This window comes from Gluconacetobacter entanii (assembly GCF_003206495.1).
Taxonomy (GTDB): domain Bacteria; phylum Pseudomonadota; class Alphaproteobacteria; order Acetobacterales; family Acetobacteraceae; genus Novacetimonas; species Novacetimonas entanii.
Genome location: NZ_NKUF01000007.1, coordinates 88,807 through 108,396, shown reverse-complemented (window position 1 = coordinate 108,396; position 19,590 = coordinate 88,807). Strand labels below are relative to the sequence as shown.

15 protein-coding genes are annotated in these 19,590 nt (G+C 67.1%); 7 read left to right on the top strand and 8 right to left on the bottom strand.

The genetic code is table 11. The annotated features are described in order from the left end of the window. From CFR72_RS05300 to hpnK, 5 genes are all read left to right on the top strand, one after another. On the top strand, positions 1–183 hold a 183-nt coding region (locus tag CFR72_RS05300; RefSeq protein WP_146220653.1), incomplete at its 5' end, for a hypothetical protein. Continuing rightward, positions 180–845: an ABC transporter substrate-binding protein gene (locus tag CFR72_RS05295; protein WP_110912969.1), complete on the top strand. Its 666-nt coding sequence runs from the start codon at positions 180–182 to the stop codon at positions 843–845. The genes CFR72_RS05300 and CFR72_RS05295, both read left to right, overlap by 4 nt. Positions 846–914: 69 nt before the next feature. Further along, positions 915–2,093 (top strand): bacteriohopanetetrol glucosamine biosynthesis glycosyltransferase HpnI, encoded by a 1,179-nt coding sequence (gene hpnI / locus CFR72_RS05290; RefSeq protein WP_110912980.1) that lies wholly within the window; start codon positions 915–917, stop codon positions 2,091–2,093. Between the two features lie 96 nt (positions 2,094–2,189). Next, complete coding sequence (gene hpnJ / locus CFR72_RS05285; RefSeq protein ID WP_003622006.1) at positions 2,190–3,614, top strand: hopanoid biosynthesis associated radical SAM protein HpnJ; 1,425 nt, start codon at positions 2,190–2,192, stop codon at positions 3,612–3,614. Positions 3,615–3,696: 82 nt separating this feature from the next. Beyond that, positions 3,697–4,551: a hopanoid biosynthesis-associated protein HpnK gene (gene hpnK / locus CFR72_RS05280; RefSeq protein WP_110912968.1), complete on the top strand. Its 855-nt coding sequence runs from the start codon at positions 3,697–3,699 to the stop codon at positions 4,549–4,551. A 156-nt stretch (positions 4,552–4,707) separates the two neighbouring features. Here the strand turns inward: hpnK and trxA are convergent, their stop codons facing one another. From trxA to tsaE, 5 genes are all read right to left on the bottom strand, one after another. After that, positions 4,708–5,037 carry a thioredoxin TrxA gene (trxA, locus tag CFR72_RS05275; RefSeq protein WP_110912967.1) on the bottom strand — a complete coding sequence of 110 codons (330 nt, stop codon included), beginning with the start codon at positions 5,035–5,037 and terminating at the stop codon, positions 4,708–4,710. Positions 5,038–5,121: 84 nt separating this feature from the next. Continuing rightward, positions 5,122–8,697 (bottom strand): double-strand break repair helicase AddA, encoded by a 3,576-nt coding sequence (gene addA / locus CFR72_RS05270; protein ID WP_244182183.1) that lies wholly within the window; start codon positions 8,695–8,697, stop codon positions 5,122–5,124. Continuing rightward, positions 8,694–11,747: a double-strand break repair protein AddB gene (gene addB, locus CFR72_RS05265; protein ID WP_110912965.1), complete on the bottom strand. Its 3,054-nt coding sequence runs from the start codon at positions 11,745–11,747 to the stop codon at positions 8,694–8,696. The genes addA and addB overlap by 4 nt, the downstream gene beginning before the upstream one ends. Then, positions 11,747–12,517 (bottom strand): nucleotidyltransferase family protein, encoded by a 771-nt coding sequence (locus CFR72_RS05260; protein ID WP_110912964.1) that lies wholly within the window; start codon positions 12,515–12,517, stop codon positions 11,747–11,749. Before CFR72_RS05260 ends, addB begins: the two co-directional genes overlap by 1 nt. Then, entirely contained in the window at positions 12,514–13,023 is a 510-nt protein-coding gene (gene tsaE / locus CFR72_RS05255) for a tRNA (adenosine(37)-N6)-threonylcarbamoyltransferase complex ATPase subunit type 1 TsaE (protein ID WP_110912979.1), read from the bottom strand. Before tsaE ends, CFR72_RS05260 begins: the two co-directional genes overlap by 4 nt. Positions 13,024–13,252: 229 nt before the next feature. Between tsaE and CFR72_RS05250 the strand changes: the two genes are divergently transcribed. Continuing rightward, positions 13,253–14,275, top strand: a complete 1,023-nt coding sequence (locus CFR72_RS05250) for an NAD(P)/FAD-dependent oxidoreductase (RefSeq protein WP_110912963.1) — start codon at positions 13,253–13,255, stop codon at positions 14,273–14,275. Positions 14,276–14,408: 133 nt separating this feature from the next. Next, positions 14,409–15,665, top strand: coding sequence for a D-amino acid dehydrogenase (locus tag CFR72_RS05245; RefSeq protein ID WP_110912962.1), 1,257 nt, complete (start codon positions 14,409–14,411; stop codon positions 15,663–15,665). A gap of 228 nt (positions 15,666–15,893) precedes the next feature. Here CFR72_RS05245 and CFR72_RS05240 read toward each other — a convergent pair whose 3' ends face one another. The 3 genes from CFR72_RS05240 to CFR72_RS05230 all read right to left on the bottom strand — a co-directional run bounded on the left by CFR72_RS05240 (position 15,894) and on the right by CFR72_RS05230 (position 19,472). Next, on the bottom strand, positions 15,894–16,157 hold the full coding sequence (locus tag CFR72_RS05240) for a hypothetical protein (protein ID WP_110094698.1): 264 nt from the start codon (positions 16,155–16,157) through the stop codon (positions 15,894–15,896). 247 nt (positions 16,158–16,404) lie between these two features. Beyond that, a complete protein-coding gene (gene typA / locus CFR72_RS05235; RefSeq protein WP_110912961.1) occupies positions 16,405–18,228 on the bottom strand; it encodes a translational GTPase TypA in 1,824 nt (607 codons plus the stop codon). A gap of 188 nt (positions 18,229–18,416) precedes the next feature. Beyond that, the gene (locus tag CFR72_RS05230; RefSeq protein ID WP_110912978.1) at positions 18,417–19,472 is read right to left on the bottom strand and encodes an adenosine kinase; all 1,056 of its coding nucleotides are present in this window, start codon (positions 19,470–19,472) and stop codon (positions 18,417–18,419) included. Between the last annotated feature and the right edge of the window lie 118 nt (positions 19,473–19,590).

Sequence of the window (19,590 nt, the reverse complement as noted above, 5' to 3'; positions counted from 1 at the left end):
CGCGTGCGCTTCCGCCCCATGGCCCTGCCCGACCGCTTCATCGACCACAACACCCAGGCCGCCCAGTACCACGAGGCAGGCCTCGATGCGCAGGCGATCACCAATACCGCGCTGGAAGCGCTGGGTGTCGGAATCAGCATGACCCAGCCCTTGCTAAAGACGGCAATCGGACCGAAATCATGATCATTATGAAACATGTCCTGAAAACAACGTCTCTGGCGCTGTGCGCCGGGCTGGTGGCAGCGTCGGCGCTCCCGGCCCTGCCTTCCTTCATTCCTTCGGCGCATGCGGCCGCGGCCGCATCCGACCCGCAGGCCCCCATCAAGGCGCTTTACGCCGAACTGACCCGCATCGAGGCCAAGAACAGCGGTTCGTTCGACCAGCGTGCGCAGGAACTCGGCCCGGTCATCGACCGCGTGTATGACCTGGAGGCGATCCTGTCCTCCTCCATCGGTCCGCACTATGCCACGCTGTCGCCGGACCAGAAGCAGGTGCTGCTGTCCACGTTCCGCCAGTTCACGATCGCCCGCAACCTTTCCAGCTTCAAGCCCGGCACCGACGCCCGCTTCACCATCAATCCCGCAGTCCGTGACGCGCCCGTGGGTGGCAACAAGATTGTCGATACCCAGATCGGATCATCGGACGACCCGTCCGGCACGGCGGTCAATTACGTCATGCACATGAACGGGGCCAAGGGATATCAGGTGGTTGACGTGCTGCTGAATGGCAATATCAGCCAGGTCGGCATGCAGCATTCCGATTTCCGTTCCGCGCTGGCTGGCGGGAATGTGCAAAACCTGATCGATCTGTTACAGAAGAGGATCAAGGTCTTTTCGGCCGGATGACCCGGGCTTCGGGTTACGGACCGGATCACCGATGTTATATCATGCACGCGCGACCCAGCCGGAAAGATGATGTCTGTTCTTAACGCCCTTGTCTCACCATCCGGTCTGGCCGCGGCAGTCGCGGTGGCCGGGTGCGTACAGGCGACGCTAGGCACTTTTCTGGTTTCACGCTTCCGCGTGCAGGAAAAACGCTCCGATCAGGCCGTGCCCATGCCCCCGGTCACGGTGCTCAAGCCACTGCATGGCGATGAACCCCTGCTGGAAGAAGCGCTCGAAAGCTTCTGCACGCAGGATTATCCCGCTATGCAGATCATCTTTGGTGTCCAGTCCGAAGATGACGCCGCCATCCCCATCGTGCGGCGCCTGTGCGAACGCCACCCGGCGCTGGATATCGAACTGGTCATCGACCCGACATTCCACGGGATCAACCGCAAGATCGGGAACCTGATCAACATGATGCCGCGCGCGCGGCATGACGTGCTGGTCATTTCCGATTCGGACATCCACGTGGCCCCGGATTACCTGCGCCATGTGGTCGGCGCGCTGGTTCCCCCCAATGTCGGGCTGGTCACCACGCTTTACGCGGGGCTGCCCGCGTCCCCCACCCTGCCGCGCCTGCTGGCGGCGGGACAGATCAACCACAATTTCCTGCCCGGCGTCATGCTGTCGCGCTACCTTGGGCGGCAGGACTGCCTTGGTGCGACCATGGCGCTGCGGCGGTCCATGCTGCAGGCCATCGGCGGGCTGGAGGCGCTGGTCCCGCATGTCGCCGACGACGCGATGCTGGGCCGGTATGTGCGCGAACAGGGCAAGGACATCGCCATTGCCGCGTGCATGACATGGACCACCGTGGGGGAACGTTCCCTGCGTGAGGTGCTGGCCCACGAACTGCGCTGGGGCCGGACGGTCAAGACGCTGGAGCCCCTGGGCTATGCCGCGTCGGCCATCCAGCTACCGCTGTTCTGGGCCACGATGGTGGTGGTGTTCGCCCCCCATGCGACATGGACATGGATGTTCTTCGTGTCGGTATGGGTGGCGCGCGCCATCTGCGCGTTCGTCATGGACCGTGCACTGGCGCAGCGCAGCCTTGTCCCGCTGTTCCTGCTGCCGCTGCGCGACTGGCTGTCGGCGGGCATCATGGTCGGCAGCGTCACGGGCACGCGCGTGGCGTGGCGCGGACAGACTATGCATATTTCGCCACATTCCGCTATGACACCCCGATCACAACCTGCTTCCCCCGGCGACTGACGCCGTCGGGGGCCGGGCAGGCCAAACCAAACCAGTCAAGGCAACTGCGGTCGCGCGGGGGAGTGAGCCCCTTTCAGACCCGAGGATTCGCGTAACATGATGAAGACCCTGTTTCTCCAGCCGCCTTCCTTCGACGGATTCGATGGCGGGGCCGGCTCCCGCTATCAGGCCAAGCGGGAAATCAAGTCGTTCTGGTATCCGACATGGCTGGCGCAGCCTGCCGCCATGGTCGAAGGCAGCCGCCTGATTGACGCACCGCCGGCGCGCATGGGCATGGAACCGATCCTTGAGGACGTGCGCAACCGCGACCTCGTCATCATGCACACCTCCACCCCGTCCTTTGCGTCCGACGTGCGGGTGGCGCAGATGCTCAAGGACGCGAATCCGGCGGTCAAGATCGGCATGGTCGGCGCGAAGGTCGCCGTGCAGCCGGAGGAAAGCCTGCTGAACGCGCCGCCGGTCGATTTCGTGGCGCGCAACGAATTCGACTACACCATCAAGGAAATCGCCGAAGGCCGCGACTGGAAGGATGTCGATGGCATCACCTGGCGCGACCCGGATGGCAAGATCATCTCCAACCGCGACCGCGCGATGATCGAGGACATGGACAGCCTGCCGTTCGTGACCGAGGTGTACAAGCGTGACCTGAAGATCGAGGATTACTTCATCGGTTACCTGATGCACCCCTACATCTCGATCTATACGGGTCGCGGGTGCAAGTCGCGCTGCACGTTCTGCCTGTGGCCGCAGACGGTCGGTGGCCATCACTACCGCACCCGCAGCCCCGAGCACGTGGCCGCCGAAATCCGCCTGGCGAAGCAGTATTTCCCGCAGGTCAAGGAATTCTTCTTCGACGACGACACCTTCACCGACGACCTGCCGCGCGCCGAGGCGATTGCCAAGGAACTTGGCAAGTTGGGTGTGACGTGGTCGTGCAACGCAAAGGCGAACGTGCCGCGCAAGACGCTCGAGGTGCTCAAGGCCAACGGCCTGCGCCTGCTTCTGGTCGGGTACGAGAGCGGCAACCAGCAGATCCTTCACAACATCAAGAAGGGCATGCGGGTCGAGGTCGCGCGTGAGTTCACCAAGAACTGCCACGAACTCGGCATCAAGATCCATGGCACCTTCATCCTCGGCCTGCCGGGCGAGACGAAGGAGACCATTCAGGAAACCATCAAGTTCGCGACCGAAATCAACCCGCACACGCTGCAGGTTTCGCTGGCGGCACCCTATCCGGGCACGTTCCTGCACAAGCAGGCGACGGAGAATGGCTGGCTCGACGCCAGCAATGCGGAACTGATTGATGAAAACGGCGTGCAGATCGCGCCGCTGCATTACCCGCACCTGTCGCACACCGAAATCTTCAACAGTGTCGAGGATTTCTACCGGAAGTTCTATTTCCGCGCGCCCAAGATCGCCTCGATCCTGAACGAGATGGTCCGCAGCCCGCAGATGATGAAGCGCCGCCTGCGCGAAGGGGTGGAATTCTTCCAGTTCCTGCGCGAACGTCGCGCGGCCTGATCGCCATCGGGCATTTCCATGCGCCGGGGCCTTCGGGTTCCGGCGTTTTTTCTGGTATCGCTACATCCGGTTCCCTGCTGTCATGAAACGCGTCATCATATCCGCCGATGATTTCGGCCTGTCGGAAGAGGTGAACGAAGCCGTCGAGATCGCGCATCGCGATGGCCTGCTGTCCACCGCGAGCCTGATGGTCGCCGGTCCCGCGGCGGAGGATGCGATCCGCCGGGCAAAGCGCCTGCCTGACCTGCGGGTGGGGCTGCACCTTGTCGCGATCGAGGGACCGGCCACCCTGCCGCCCGCGGACATCCCGCTTCTGGTGCCGCAGGACGGGCAGTTCCCGTCCGACCAGTTGAAGCTGGGCGTGGAATATTTCTTCCGCCCCGCCGTGCGCCGCGAACTCGCCGCCGAGATCGAGGCCCAGTTCCGCGCCTTTGCCCGCACGGGGCTGGCGCTGGACCATGCCAACGCGCACAAGCACATGCACCTGCATCCCACGGTCGGGCGCTACATGATCGAAAGCGGCCTGCGTCATGGCCTGCGCGCGGTGCGCGTGCCGCTGGAACCGCCGCAGCCGCTGTTCGCGGCGGGCACCTATGCCGACACGCTGGGCGATGCGGCGCTGCGGCGCTGGACGCGGCTTTTGCGGCATCAGGCGCACAAGGCGGGGCTGGTGACCAATGACTGGTGCTTTGGCCTGGCGTGGAGCGGCCACATGACGACGGAGCGTGTCTCCGCCTTGGCCGCGCACCTGCCCGACGGGCTGTCGGAAATCTATTTCCACCCGGCCACGGCAAAGAACAAACTGCTGCAGCGCCTGATGCCGACCTATGAACATGTGGCCGAATTCGAAACGCTGTGCAGTCCCGGCCTGCGCGCCGGCCTGCGCCATGCGGGCGCGACGCCGACGACATGGACCGACGTCGCACGCGCGGGGTAGCGTTGTCTCAGGGGCTTTGCCCCCGAACCCCCACCAAAGGTCGCGGACCTTTGGAAACCATGATTTCATAAACAGATCAGGGTGCAGGGAGCGCGCTCCCTGCCGGGTCCGGGCAGCGCCCGGGTGGTCCTGTCACATGTCAGGACACGGGGATCTTCAGGCGAGGCTGGCCTTCACCCATTCCTTAAGCTGCGTCTTGGGGGCCGCGCCGACCTTGTCCGCGACGACCTTGCCGCCCTTGAAGATCAGCATGGTCGGGATGCCACGCACGCCATAGGTGTTGGGCGTCTCGGGGTTTTCGTCGATATTGACCTTCACCACCTTGAGCTTGCCCTTGAACTCCGCGCCGATTTCTTCCAGCGCCGGGGCGACCATCTTGCACGGCCCGCACCATTCGGCCCAGAAATCGACCAGAACGGGTTCGCTGGATTCCAGCACCTGCTTCTGGAATTCGGCGTCCTTTACGGCGACGGTGTTCTCGCTCATTGCATCACTCCTGTTGATCGCGGCACGGGCCGCGACATGATCGGTCCATCCGACATGGCGACCCTTTGGCGCGGGGTCAAGACATCACTGCGATGCAATCCGCGCTGGCGCATTGGCCGCGACCAGCGCATCGGGCAGGACACTGACGCGCACATCCTCGGTCCAGACAAGGATGCACGTCACCTTCCGCCCCGGATAGAGCATGCGCAGCAGCGCACGGTACGACGCCATCTGCCGCAGGTACAGCACCGGCGTGTCCTCAACGCGGGCGGGGGGCTGGCGGTTGGTCTTGAAATCACACAGCAGCACCTCGTCGTCGGTCACGGCCATGCGATCGACCTGCCCCACGACCACCGTCTCCCCCACGACACCGGCCAGTGGCTGCTCCGCACGGCTGCCGGGCGCGAACAGGGGCGCCATCTCCGGCATTTCCATGATCGCCATCACCTGGCGCGCGACCTGTTCGCACTGCGCCGCCGACAGGCCGCTACCCCGGCGCGACAGCCACCGGCGCGCCACCTCCGCCCGTTCGGAGGGCGCGCAGTCGGGCAGGTACTGCAACAGCGCATGCACCATCTGCCCGCGCCGCAGCGCATTCATCCGGCGTGTGCCCGCACTGCGTCCCCCTGCCCCGGCCTGCGCGATCTCCAGCGGGGAACGCACGGCAGGCTGCGGGCCAAGGGCGATGTCATCGGGACGGCTGGGCGCCAGCGGGCGCGCCAGCGGCCCTTCCACCGGCGGCGGCACGGGCGTCCAGTCCGGCGCCGTGCCCATCCAGCGCGGCGGGGGCACATCCACGCGCGGCGGGGGCGGCGGGGCGGCTTCGGGACACGGGGCATAGGCCTCCTCGATCACCAGCGCCTCCCCGGACCAGCCAAGCGCGAAGTCCTCGGCCTTTGCGCCCTCGGCCTCCAGCGCCTTGCGGCACAGATCGTACCAGCAATCCTCGGGCACGCCCCGGCGTGGCTCCCACCCGCAGACCACCAGACGCTCGCTCGCCCGGGTCAGGGCGACATACAGCAGGCGGTTATATTCCTCCGCCGCCGCAAGCTTCAGCCGGTCCTGCAACGCCTGCGTCACCCCGGTGCCCAGTTCGCTGCGCGGAATCCACAGCTGGATATCCAGCCTGCTTTGCGGGTCATGCGCCCACAGCAGGCCACGGTCGAAACGCGGCGTACCCACCGTGTCGGGCAGGATGACAAGCCGCGCCTGCAATCCCTTGGCCCCGTGGGCGGTCATGACGCGCACCATGTCGGCCGATGCGTCGGGTTCGTGCTTGACCGTTTCCTCCGACGCGTGAAGCCAGTGCAGGAATCCCTGCAGCGACACGGCATGCGCCTCCTCGAAGCGCAGGGCGGCGGAGAGCAGTTCGCCCACAGGCTCCACCGCCTCCGGCCCCAACCGTGCAAGCAGACGCGCGCGACCGCCCAGCGGGCCGAGCGCCTCCGACAGCAGGGCATAGGGCGAGGCGTAGTCCACCTTGCCAAACAGGGTGTCGAGCATCCGCCACGCCGCCGCCCATTCGGGCCGTTCGCCATGGCGTTCACGCAGGACCGCCCACAGTGGCCGCCGCTGCCGCCCCATGCATAGGTGCATCAGGCTGTCATCATCCAGCCCGCCAAGTGGCGAGGTCAGGACACAGGCCAGCGTCAGGTCGTCCTGCGGCAGCAGCAGCGCCGCGCACAGCGCCATGAGGTCCTGCACCGCCAACTGGTCCGTCAGCACCGTGCGCACCAGTGTCGCCACCGGCACGTCCTGCGTCTTGAGCGCACGGATCAGCGCGCGGGCAAAGGCAGAGCGGCGCGGCACGAGGATCAGCACGTCACCGGGCGCAAGCGGCGCCTGCCCCGGCGGCGGCACGCGGCGCAGTTCACCCGCGATCCATGCCGCCAGCGTATCGGCCAACTGCTGCTGCGCCGTGGACTGTCCCGCATTGCTGGTGGGGGCATCCCACGGGTCCGGATCCTCCCCATCCTCGCCATTGGGCGTGACGGGCCACAGTTCGACGCGCCCGCCGCCGCCGGGACGCGCGGTGACATGGGTGGGGATACCGCTGTCGGGTTCGGCCACGCCACGGGCGGCGGCGGGGATGGAAAACACCCGGTCCACCAGCGCCAGCACCGGCGTGGTGGAGCGGAATGACACCGTCAGCGCCGGTTCACGCCAGCGCGCCTCCGCCTCCCGCGCCTTGTGGCGGAAGCGTTCGCGCCAGTAACGGAAGGCCTCCGGGTCCGCGCCCTGAAAGGAGTAGATCGACTGCTTGTAATCCCCCACGGCAAAGATCGTGCGCGGCGGACCGTCATGTTCGCGCGCGCCCGTTCCCGCAAAGAACTCCGCCGTCAGGCCACCGGCGATCGCCCATTGCTGGGGCGAGGTATCCTGCACCTCGTCGAGCAGGAGGTGGTCGATCCCGCCATCAAGCTTGTACAGCACCCATGCCGCCCCCGGATCATCCAGCAGGCCAAGCGTGCGTTCGATCAGGTCATCATAATCGACCAGCCCCTGCCCGGTCTTGCGCGCGGCATATCCCTCCACCACCGTGGCCGCGACCGACAGCAGCGCGCGGCTGAGGTCACGCACCGTCAGCGCGCGCAACTGCGCCTCCACGTCGATGATGCGCTGCGCCTCCGCCATCAGGGCGTCACCGATTTCCGGGTGGTCCCTGTCCAGCGCCGCGTTCACGCCCCCGCGCTTGCGCGGTTCGCCATCCTGTTTCACCAGCGCCCTGCGCCAGTCGTCCCACTGCGCGGCCCGCGCCTGCGCATCCTGCCCCAGCCACGCCAGCATCCCGGCCGCCGTCGTGCGCACCTTGGGCGATCCCTGCTCCGCCACCATGCGCAGGCCCTCACGCAATGCGTCCTCGTCAGGGATGTCGGCGCAGGCATCGCGCAGGATGGCCTGCGCGTTATCGCCACGCACGCCCAGGACCCGGCGCAGCGCCGCATCCACCACCGCGGGTTCGGTGCGCCAGCGTTCGGCAACGGTGCGGAACTGCCGCAGTCGCGCCTGGATCCGTGTAATCAGCGCGGTAAACTCGCCAATGCCCACCTGCCCCGCAAGCGCGGTGACGGCGTCCCCGCCGCGCCCGACCACCTCCTCCACCGCGCCCTGCAGGGCAAGGCGCGCATCGGTTTCCTCCACCAGCGTGAAATGCGGGCTGATCGCCGCCTCCACCGGGAAACGCCGCAGCAGCGACTGGCAGAAGGCGTGGATCGTGCCGATGCGCATGCCGCCGGGCAGGTCGAGCACGCGGGCGAACAGTTCGCGCGCCACCTGCCGGGTGCGGGCCTCCGCCGGGACGAACAGGCCACGCAGTTCCGCGTCAAGTTCACGGTCCGGCAGCGTCACCCACCGGCCCAGCCGTTTCTGCAGCCGCACGGCCATTTCCGCCGCCGCCGCCTTGGTAAAGGTCAGGCACAGGATGCGCGACGGGTCCGACCCCGGCAGCAGCACCGCATGCCCCTGCGCATCATGGCCCGGACGCGGCAGCATCAGCCGCAGGAGACGGTCGATCAGCAGCTTTGTCTTGCCACTCCCGGCGGAGGCGGAGACAAAGACAGAGGCCTGCGGGTCGGACGCCTGCGCCTGGCTTTCGTTCGCAAGCGTGATGGCATCGGGCGCATGGGCGGCGGAGGCGGCCCCGTCGGGTGTCATCGTCATGCCATGTCCTCCTCTCGCGCGGCACTCCATTCCGCAACCCGCGCCAGATGGGCGTAATCGGCAAAGCGCGGTTCCTGCCCCGGATGGGGATGCGACAGATAGGGCATCTGCGCGGTGTCATAGGCCGCGACACGCCTGCGCAGGCCATCCCGGCACTGCGCGATCAGGTCCGACAGTTCCTCGCCACGCGCGATGTCAAGCACCTGCGCCGGGACGTGGCCGCCCGTCAGACGCCAGTACACCAGTTCCGTCACATGCCCCACCGCATCGGGGGCGAAGCCGCCCGCCTCGATCATCGCGGCCTCCAGCACCAGTTGCGACTGCCATCCCGCCAGCACGCTGGCGCGCGTGGGCAGGGTTCCGGTCTTGTAATCGAACAGGCTCAGGCCCCCTTCGGCGTCGCGGTCGATCCGGTCGGCCCGGCCGCGCAGCACGAACGTGCCGAAGGAAAAGCCCGACAGTTCCATCCGCCCCGAAAGCTCGGTCATGACGGTGCGCGGCGCGCCATCGCCACGGCGCCCGGATTCCGTCGCGGCGCACCAGCGCGCGATGCGTTCCAGCCGTGGCGCCCACCATGCCGCCAGCGCCGGGCGCAGGCGCGCCGCCTCCAGCACTTCGGCGAACACGCGTACCATCCGTGCCTCCCCATCCGCGGGCCAGCGGTCGGGATAGCGCGTGAACCACTGGTCCAGCGCGTCATGGACGATTTCCCCGTAATCGGCGGCGTCGGCCATTTCCTCAAGGTCGGCAAGGCGTTTCAGCCCGAGGATCCGCCGGGCATAGATGGCATAGGGGTCGCGCATCCATGTCTCGATCTCCGTCACCGACAGGCTGCGCGGGCGCATCGACACCGGCGGGCACGGGCGCGGCGGGGCGACGGGCGCGGGCGCGCCGGAGGGACGGTCAAGCTGTTCCAGCCATGACAGCGCCGGATGTTCGGCGATACCCGCCCCACGCCCCGAAAGATAGGCATCGAGCCGCACCAGCCACCGCGCGGCGACCGCAGGCGCGCCCTGCCTGCGTCCCGGCACCGACAGCACCACGTTTGGCGCGGCACAGGCGCAGGCGATGAAATCATGCGCCGCCTGCCCGATGGCGCATTCGGGCGACGGCAGGCAGATGCGCGTGCGCATCGGGCGGCTCATCCACGGTCCCGGATCGGTGGCAGGCGGCCAGACGGTTTCCACCAGCCCGCCCAGCACGATGGTCCCCGCCGTCTGCAACCGGGCCTCCAGCAGGCCCCAGATGAAGACGCGCGGATGCACCGCCACCTGTTCACGCCCGCGCAGGGCGCGGCGGCCACGCACCGTCACCCCCGCCAGCGACGAGGCCAGCAGACCATCCAGCGCACCGACCCGCTGCGCCGGCAGCACGTCGCACCATGTCAGCAGTTCCGCCAGGTGCGCACCCAGCGCGTTGCCTTCCTCCCCCGACCACAGGCGCGCGGCCCCGTCTTCGGTATCGGTCGCCGCCAGCGCCTGCGCCGCCTCAACAAGGGCGGAAAGCAGGTCCACCACCTCCGCCCCGCCGGACGCGCACGACAGCAGCGGGTCGAGCGCGCGTTCCAGCCGGTCAAGGAAGGCGGAAAGTTCCTGCGGCGCATCCGGCGCATCGGCCAGCGCGCCATGTTCATCCTGTGTCGTGCGCGACAGGGCGGCGCGCAGGCCCGCGATCCCCGGTGGCGGCGCAGGCCCGCGCAGGACCGCGCGTTCCAGCAGGCGGGCCGACGCACGGCAGTTCCCCGGCGACAGCCCGCAGGCCGCCAGCGGATGCTTGAGCATCGACAGGAGGGCGACCGGCGACAGCCCGGCATCGACGGCCTGCACGATCAGGCGCAGGAACGTGGCCTGCGGCGTGGTCGCCAGCCCCTCCCCCGCGCTGTCATCGGCAATGACGCCCCAGCGCGCCAGTTCGGTCGCCACACGTCCCGCCAGTGCCCGGTCCGGCGTGACAAGGGCGGCGGGCTGTCCCGGCCGTTCGATCGCCTGGCGCAGGATCAGCGCGATGGCGGCCGCTTCCTCCTGCTGGTCCGCCGCGTGCAGGACCGACAGGCCCCGCAGTTCCGGCGGGGGCGCGGGGTCCAGCCACTGCCCCAGCGCCGGGGCCGGCAGCAGCGCGTTCGACAGCAGTGTCGCGCGTCCCGGTGGCGCGGCGGCCACGCAGCCTGCGGGCAGGTCGTCCCAGACCTCCAGTTCCTCGCGCATGACGCCGAGGTCGGCCAGCATGCGCGCGGTCCCTGCCTGCGGATGGCCCGGCGGCAGGGCGGCCCATGTGTCCGCGTCCATGTCCATGTCCACCGGCGTCAGCACCAGCCGCCCGCCGGGCATGTCCAGCACCGTGCGCAGCACCGCCACCGTGGAGGGCACGGCGTCCGAAAACCCCGCCGCCCACAGGCGCTGGCCCTTGGGCAGGGGGTTTTCGCGCCAGTGCGCGGCCTGCGCATGCAACAGCGCGACCTGCCGGGCGACAGGGTTCATCACCCCCTGCTCCTCCAGCCATGTCGGCCAGATACCGGTCACGATCGACAGGAATTTCAGCGTCAGGTCCCAGTGCTGCGCGAAATCGCCATCGGCGGCTTCGGGCAGGCGTTCGCGCAGGTCACATTCCGCCCATTCCGCCTCGTCCATCAGGTCGGCCAGCGCGCGCGCCAGCGGCCAGGCCTGGTCCACGGTGCGCACGTCACCAAACGCCGTCCCCGCCTGCAGCACCAGCAGCGTCAGCGTCGCAAGGCGGCGCATGGGCTCCACGGCGGGCGGCAGTTCCAGTGCGGCCTCCCCCGACAGGGCAAGTGCGGCCTCGTCCAGCGCCGCGATCGGCGCGATGCGCGGCAGCAGCAGCGCACGGCCATCGGCACGGCGCAGGAACGCCTCCGTCAACGCACGCGCGGCACGCCTGCTGGGCAGCAGGATCAGCCCCGCGCCGGTGCGCTGCGGGTCATTGTCCACCTCCGCCATCCAGCGCGCCGCAAGCTGGTCGAGGAAGGGAACGTGATGGGCGATGGTGACGACGCGGGACGCGCCGGGACGCGCGCCGGGGGTGGCCTGCGCCATCAGCCGTGCACCCCGCTATCGTCATGGTCGGGGTCGAGCGTGCTGCGCAACGTGGCCTCCGCCGCCGCGATGTCCTGCGGGCGCGACAGGTGGAACCACAGCGAATCATGGACGATCATGCCCAGCCGCCCGCGCGCCATCGCCCGGTCCCACAGCAGGTTCAGGCTGAACGCCCCATCCGGCGCGTCCTCGAACAAGGCGGGGGAGACGATCTGCACCCCGGTATAGACATAGGGCGTCAGTTCCCCGCCCTTTGGCCGGCGCGGCCTGCCCTGCGCGTCCACGGCGAAGTCGCCACGCCCGACCTCCCCCACCGCGCGCGTCATCGCACCCAGCAGCAGCATCGCATCCATCTTCGCCGGGTCGAACGCCGCCGCCAGCCGCCGCAGCGCCGCCTGCGGGCCGTTGAGCCACATCGCATCGCCATTGAGCAGGAAGAACGGCCCCGGCCCGATCTGCCCCGCGCGCAGGGCGGCCGCCGCGCTGCCCCCCGTCTCCAGCAGTTCGTCCTCCCGCCGCAGCACGGTGCGCGGGCCATCGCCGGCCGCGCGCCGGGCCTCCAGCGCCGCGGCCACCATGTCGGCGTGCCAGTGGGCGTTGACCACCACGCGCCCCACACCCGCACGGTCCAGCCGGTCGAGCGCATGGCACAGGATCGCCTGTCCCCCGACCTTCAGCAGGGGCTTGGGGGTCGTCTCGCTCAGCGGGCGCATCCGCCGCCCCATCCCGGCGGCGAAGATCATCGCCGTTTCGGGCATGTCCACACTCATGCCTGCTCTCCTGCCTGTTTCATCGCGTCTTCGACCAGCCGCGCCACGGTCCCTGCCTGTGCCCCCCATCCGCGCAGCACGGCGTCGCGCCCGCCATCGGCCCGCACCAGCAGATCGACATGCCGCGCGCCGGGCGGGGTAAGTTCGCCCAGGCGTTCGGGCCATTCCACCAGCACGATCCCCTCGCACGCATCATCCCAGCCCAGTTCGACCAGCGCGCCCGGACCATCGAGGCGCCACAGGTCGAAATGCGACACCTCCACGCCCGGGGCATCATAGGTCTGCACCAGCGTATAGGACGGGCTTGGCACCTCCATCGCCGGGTCGTGGCACAGCGTCCGCAGCAGCGCGCGCGCCAGCGTCGTCTTCCCCGCGCCAAGGTCCCCGCGCAGCAGCACCGCGTCCCCCGCGTGCAGCAGGGGCGCCAGCGCCCGGCCCAGCGCCATCGTCGCCGAGTCATCGGGCAGGAAGATGCACGCCACGTCCGGGGCGGGCGAAGGTGTCATGTCCGTCTGCGTCATGGGGGTATTGTGCGCCCATGACACATGCGCAGACAAGACGAAGCCGCATGCCCGCACGCCTGTTCCGCACGCGCACCATTTACCCCGCGCCACACGGTCCGCAGGGGGGCGTTTTCGCGGGGTTTGTGCCATTTTTGTGGGTTGCGCTGGCGCGTCATGCGACGCACAACGCAGCAGGACACCGAACAGACACGGATTGCAGGACATAACAGCAATGACCGACACCGCCAGCCTTACCACCGATGTCGCCATTATCGGCGCGGGGCCTGCAGGCCTGTTCGCCGCGTTCGAATGCGCCATGCTCAAGCTGGGCTGCGTGCTGATCGACGCGCTTGATGAAATCGGCGGGCAGTGCACCGCGCTATATCCCGAAAAGCCGATCTATGACATTCCCGCCCATCCCGCCATCGCGGGCGGCGACCTGATCGCGGCACTTGACCGGCAGATCGCGCCGTTCGACATCCCGCGCCTGCTGGGCCGCCGGGTGGAGGAACTGTCGGGCACGCGCGGGGCGTTCACCCTGCGTACCAGCCGTGGCGACACGATTCGCGCCCATGCCGTCATCATCGCCGCCGGGGCTGGCGCATTCGGCCCCAACCGGCCGCCGCTCGAGGGGCTGGAGGCGTTCGAGAAAAGCGGCGCCGTGCGGTACTATGTCCGCCGCCGCGCCGATTTCGCGGGCAGGCATGTCCTGATCGCCGGTGGCGGGGATTCGGCGGTGGACTGGGCGCTGTCGCTGCGTGACGTGGCCGCGCGCGTGACCATCGTCCATCGCCGCAACCGCTTCCGCGCCGCGCCCGAAAGCCTGCGCCAGATGGACGAGGCCGTGGAACGCGGCGAGATCGAAAAGCTGGTCGGCTACCAGCTTCACGGCCTGCACGGGAATGACGGCGTGCTCGACGGTGTGGACCTCATCACCCTTGATGGCGAGGTACTGCATGTCCCGTGCCAGACGCTGCTGCCGTTCTTCGGGCTGGCGACCGACCTTGGCCCCATCGCGCAATGGGGGCTGGACACCGTCCGGGGCACCATTCCCGTCATGCCGTCCACCTGCGAAAGCAGCATGCCCGGCATCTTTGCCGTGGGGGATGTCGCGTCCTATCCGGGGAAGCTGAAGCTGATCCTGCAGGGGTTCAGCGAATGCGCCATGGCCGCGCACGCCATCCATCCCATCGTCCATCCCGACACGGCGCTGCATTTCGAATATTCCACCAGCAGGGGCGTGCCAACGGCCTGAAAACACCGCATACATATTTCGACACATAATGTTATGACGCCGTGCCACGGATCGGCCGCGCGGTGCTTGACCCCGTGGGCGCGGGCGATAGCATCGCGCGCAGATCATGCGATGTAACAGGAAGGGGCAGCGGGTGAAGGTTATTATTCTGGGCTCGGGCGTGATTGGTGTGACGGCCGCATGGTACCTCGCCAAACAGGGGCACGAGGTCGAGGTGATCGACCGCCAGCCCGCCGCCGCGATGGAAACCTCCTTCGCCAATGCGGGACAGGTCTCCCCCGGCTATTCCGCGCCATGGGCCGGGCCGGGCCTGCCGTTGCAGGTCCTGAAATGGATGTGCAGCACCGCCAGCCCCATGATCATCCGCCCGCGCATAGATTTCGCGATGTTCGGCTGGATGATGCAGGTCCTGCGCAACTGCAATGCCCATGCCTATGACATCAACAAGTCACGCATGCTGCGCGTTGCGACCTACAGCCGTGACTGCCTTGACGCGCTGCGTGCGGAGACCGGCATCACCTATGACGACCGCCAGCGCGGCCTGATCCAGTTGTTCCGCACCGACCGCGACGTCGCCAAGGCGCACAAGGACATGCAGGTCCTGTCACAGCACGGGGTGGAACACGAACTGCTCAACCCCGACCAGATCGCGCAGTACGAACCCGGCCTGTCGGGGTCGCGCCACCTGCTGCGCGCGGGGCTGCGCCTGCCGGGTGACGAATCGGGGGATGCGCACATGTTCACCCAGCGCCTGGCGCAGAAGGCGGCCGAACTGGGGGTGACGTTCCGGTATGAAACCACAATCCAGGCACTCGACGCCTCGGCCGAGGAAATTCTGGGCGTGCGGACATCCGCCGGGCGCATCACGGGCGATGCCTATGTCGTCGCCCTCGGCAGTTACGCGCCGCGCCTTGTCCGTCCGCTGGGGCTGAAGCTGCCGGTCTATCCGGTCAAGGGATATTCGCTGACGCTGCCGGTGACGGATGAAAGCCGCGCGCCGACCTCCACCGTCAACGATGACCGCTACAAGGTCGCGATCACGCGGCTTGGCGATCGCATCCGCATTGGCGGGACGGCGGAACTGGCGGGATATAACACCCGCCTCAGCCGTGACCGGCGTGCGGGGCTGGAGGAATGTTTCTCCGAACTGTTTGGCGGCGGCGACCTGTCGCAGGCGGTGTACTGGACCGGCCTGCGCCCGAACACGCCCGACGGGACACCCGTCATCGGCGGGTCGAAGCGGTTTGGCAACCTGTGGTTCAATACCGGCCACGGGACGCTGGGATGGACGATGGCCTGCGGGTCGGGGAAGCTGCTGTCCGACATGATCAGCCAGCGCCCGACCGAAATCCCCAGCCTCGACCTGTCGATCGACCGTTACGCGCAGTAAGCGTCTGCCGGATAACCTGAGTCATAAAAGTTTTTGGTGAAGCTTTTTGCAAAAAGCTTCGAAGAACGCCGCCTTTTTAAAAAAAGGCGGCATCCAAAAACTTTTATTCCTTACATTTACCCATATCCCACGCGGGCAACAAAAAACGGGGCCGGATAAATCCGGGCCCCGTTTTCGTGCATCATGCAGACATGGCGCGCCGGCCCGGGGGCCGACGCTCATGCGACATTACTGCGCAGCGGCAGGTGCTTCGGCCTCGGCGGCCTTCTTCTTGCCGTGATGCTTGCCGCCATGGTGGTGACCACCATGATGGACCTTCTTTTCGCCAGCGGCGGCCGCGTCGCCGGCAGCGGCGTCGGGCGCATGCTCCGGACCGGACACTGCCGGGGCGGTCGGTTCAGCAGGGGTAGTCTGCGCCATCAGGGGGGACGCAACGCCCATCACGGCGACTGCGGACAGGGCGGCCAGGAAACGGCGGGTCGAAACGATCATGAACTCTTATCTCCAACAATCGGGATAAAATCCCAATGCCTGCGCCGGACCGGCAACGACACCAGCCCGATTAGACAGTCATGGATTTAACATGCGCAGTGAGCCCACGTCTCGAATTAAAAATTTTAAATTTTCGGAGCGAAACCCATAATTGCCGCATTCCCACCGCAATCACAATGCCAGAAACATTACGAATGGTTGCGGTGGATGCAGGCAACGATGGGCTGGGTCGCGCTACCGGTCTATGTCAGTCCACGGTGCCCGAACGCTCGCGCTTCTTGCGCTCATGCGGGTCGAGGTAACGCTTGCGGATACGCACGGCCGACGGCGTGACCTCCACCAGTTCGTCATCCTCGATATAGGCGATGGCCTGCTCAAGGTTCATCTTGCGCGGCGGGATCAGCAGCAGGGCCTCGTCCTTGCCGGCGGCACGGATGTTGGTCAGCTTCTTTTCACGGATCGGGTTCACCTCGAGGTCATTCTCACGCGAATGTTCCCCGATGATCATGCCGACATAGACCTTCTCGCCCGCATCGACGAACAGCGTGCCGCGATCCTGCAGCGAGAACAGCGAATACTGCGTCGTCGTACCATCTTCGGAGGAGATCAGCGAACCGTTGCGACGCCCCGCGATCGGCCCGACATAGGGCTGGTAGCCGGAGAACAGGCGGTTCATGATGCCCGAACCGCGCGTGTCGGTCAGGAATTCGCCGTGATAGCCGATCAGCCCGCGTGAGGGGATCTGGAACGTCAGGCGCACCTTGCCGCCGCCGGACGGCTGCATGTCCTGCATGATGCCCTTGCGCAGGGCCATCTTCTCGACCACGACGCCGGAATACGGCTCGTCCACATCGATCAGGACTTCCTCGAACGGTTCCTCGCGCTCACCGGTTTCCTCGTTCGTGCGGAACAGCACGCGGGGGCGGCCGATGGTCAGTTCGAAGCCTTCGCGGCGCATCTGCTCGATCAGGACGCCAAGCTGCAGTTCGCCACGGCCCGCAACCTCGAACGCCTCGCTCTCGGGGCTTTCGGAGACGCGGATGGCGATGTTGCCTTCGGTTTCCTTGAACAGGCGGTCACGGATCTGGCGCGACGTGACCTTCTTGCCTTCACGGCCACCCAGCGGACCGTCATTGAGGCGGAAGGTCATCGACAGCGTCGGCGGATCGACGGGGGTGGAGGGCAGCGGCTCCTTCACCTCGAGGGCGGCGATGGTTTCGGGGATCGTCGCCTCGGACAGGCCGGCCACGGCCACGATGTCACCGGCCTCGACCTCCTCCACCGGCACGCGGTCCAGCCCGCGGAAGGACAGCAGCTTCGTCAGGCGGCCGGTTTCGACGACCGAACCGTCGGGACGCAGCACGTGCACCGGCATGTTCATCTTTGCGGTGCCCTGCTCCACACGCCCGGTCAGCACGCGGCCAAGGAAGTTGTCGTTCTCAAGGATGGTCGCGACCATCGCGAACGGCGCGTCCTTGTTGACCTTCGGCGGCGGGACGTGACGCAGGATCAGGTCGAACAGGGGCGACAGGTCCTTGCGCGGGCCGTCGATCTCCAGATCCGCCCAGCCCTGGCGGCCGGAGGCGTAGAGCATCGGGAAGTCAAGCTGTTCGTCATTCGCGCCAAGGGCGGCGAACAGGTCGAAGATCTCGTTATGCACTTCGTCGGGGCGGGCGTCGCCACGGTCGATCTTGTTGACGACCACGATCGGCTTCAGCCCGCGGGCCAGCGCCTTGCCCACGACGAACTTCGTCTGCGGCAGCGCGCCTTCGGCGGAATCGACCAGCACGACCGCGCCGTCCACCATGCTCAGGATACGCTCCACCTCGCCGCCGAAGTCGGCATGGCCCGGGGTGTCGATGATGTTGATGCTGGTGTCCTTCCACACGACGGACGTGCACTTCGCCAGGATCGTGATGCCGCGCTCACGCTCCAGGTCGTTGCTGTCCATCGCGCGTTCGGCGACATGCTGGTTGTCGCGGAACGAGCCCGACTGTTTCAGAAGCTGGTCAACCAGCGTGGTCTTGCCATGATCGACGTGCGCGATGATGGCGATATTACGGATATCCATAACGGTTGTAACCTGACTTTCCTTGCGGGGGCGCCAAGAGGGCGCGCCGCCCGTGCGGGCAGTTCAGGCCCGAGCGACATGGCGGCATTGTTGGGTGCTGTGGCGTAGATAAAGGGGACTGGCGCGGATTGCACGCGAAACTTCACGCCATCCGCGCATCCCGGTGATGAATTCTGTCCTGCCCGCGATCAGAACCCCATGTCCTGGCGCATGTTGATCAGCGGCCGCGCGCCATAGTGGGAGATCACTTCGGACGCAGCCACACTGCCGAGGCGGCCGCATTCGGCCAGTTCGCGCCCCGATGTCCACCACGCGAGGAAGCCCGCGGCATAGGCATCGCCCGCGCCCGTGGTGTCCACAACCTGCGTGCGTACGCTTTCGATGACGATCTGCTGCTGGTCCTGCACGATGACGCTGCCCTTCTCGCTGCGGGTCAGGACGGCGAAATGCGTATCGGCGGAGACCTGGCGCAGCGCGTCGTCGAATTCCTTGACCTGGTAGAGCGAGAGGATCTCCATCTCGTTGGCGAACAGGATATCGACATGCCCGCGCACGAGGTCGAGGAACGCGTCACGGTGGCGGTCCACGCAGAACGCATCCGACAGCGACAGCGCGACCCGGCGGCCCGCCGCGTGCGCGATTTCCGCGGCCCGGCGGAAGGCGGCCTGCGCCTCCGGCCGGTCGAACAGGTAGCCCTCCATGTAGGTCACCTTCGACGCCGTCACCACGTCGGGCAGCACGTCGTCCGGCCCGAACGACACGCATGCGCCAAGGTAGGTGTTCATCGTGCGCTGCCCGTCGGGGGTGACAAGGATCAGGCAGCTTGCGGTTGGCTGCTGCTGCGCGTCCTTGCCCTTGAGCGGGACGGACGGGAAATACACGCCCGCCGCCTGCATGTCGGCGGCAAAGGTACGGCCGGTCGCGTCATCGGCCACCTTGCCCAGATAGGCGACGCGCGCGCCCATGTTCGACGCCACGACGCAGGTATTGGCCGCCGACCCGCCGCCCATTTCCTTTTCACGCCGGATCTCGCGGCCGAGTTCCTGCGCACGGATGGCGTCGATCAGCATCATGCCACCCGGCGTCATGTCATTGGCGGCCAGGAAGGAAGGGGCGACAGGGGCCAGGATATCGACGATCGCATTGCCGATCCCGAGGATATCGAACCTGCATTCCGTGGCCTGTCCCGAATTTTCCGTGTTCTTTTCCAACTGTCCGTCCCCTCTTTGCACATCGCATGGCATCATCGCACAAACGTCGCCATGAAATGACCAATATTACGTATGACTAAGTTGCGCATTCGCTATCACCAGGGCAGGCAAACCGCAATGCCAGCACGTTTTTCACAATCGCCACGCGACG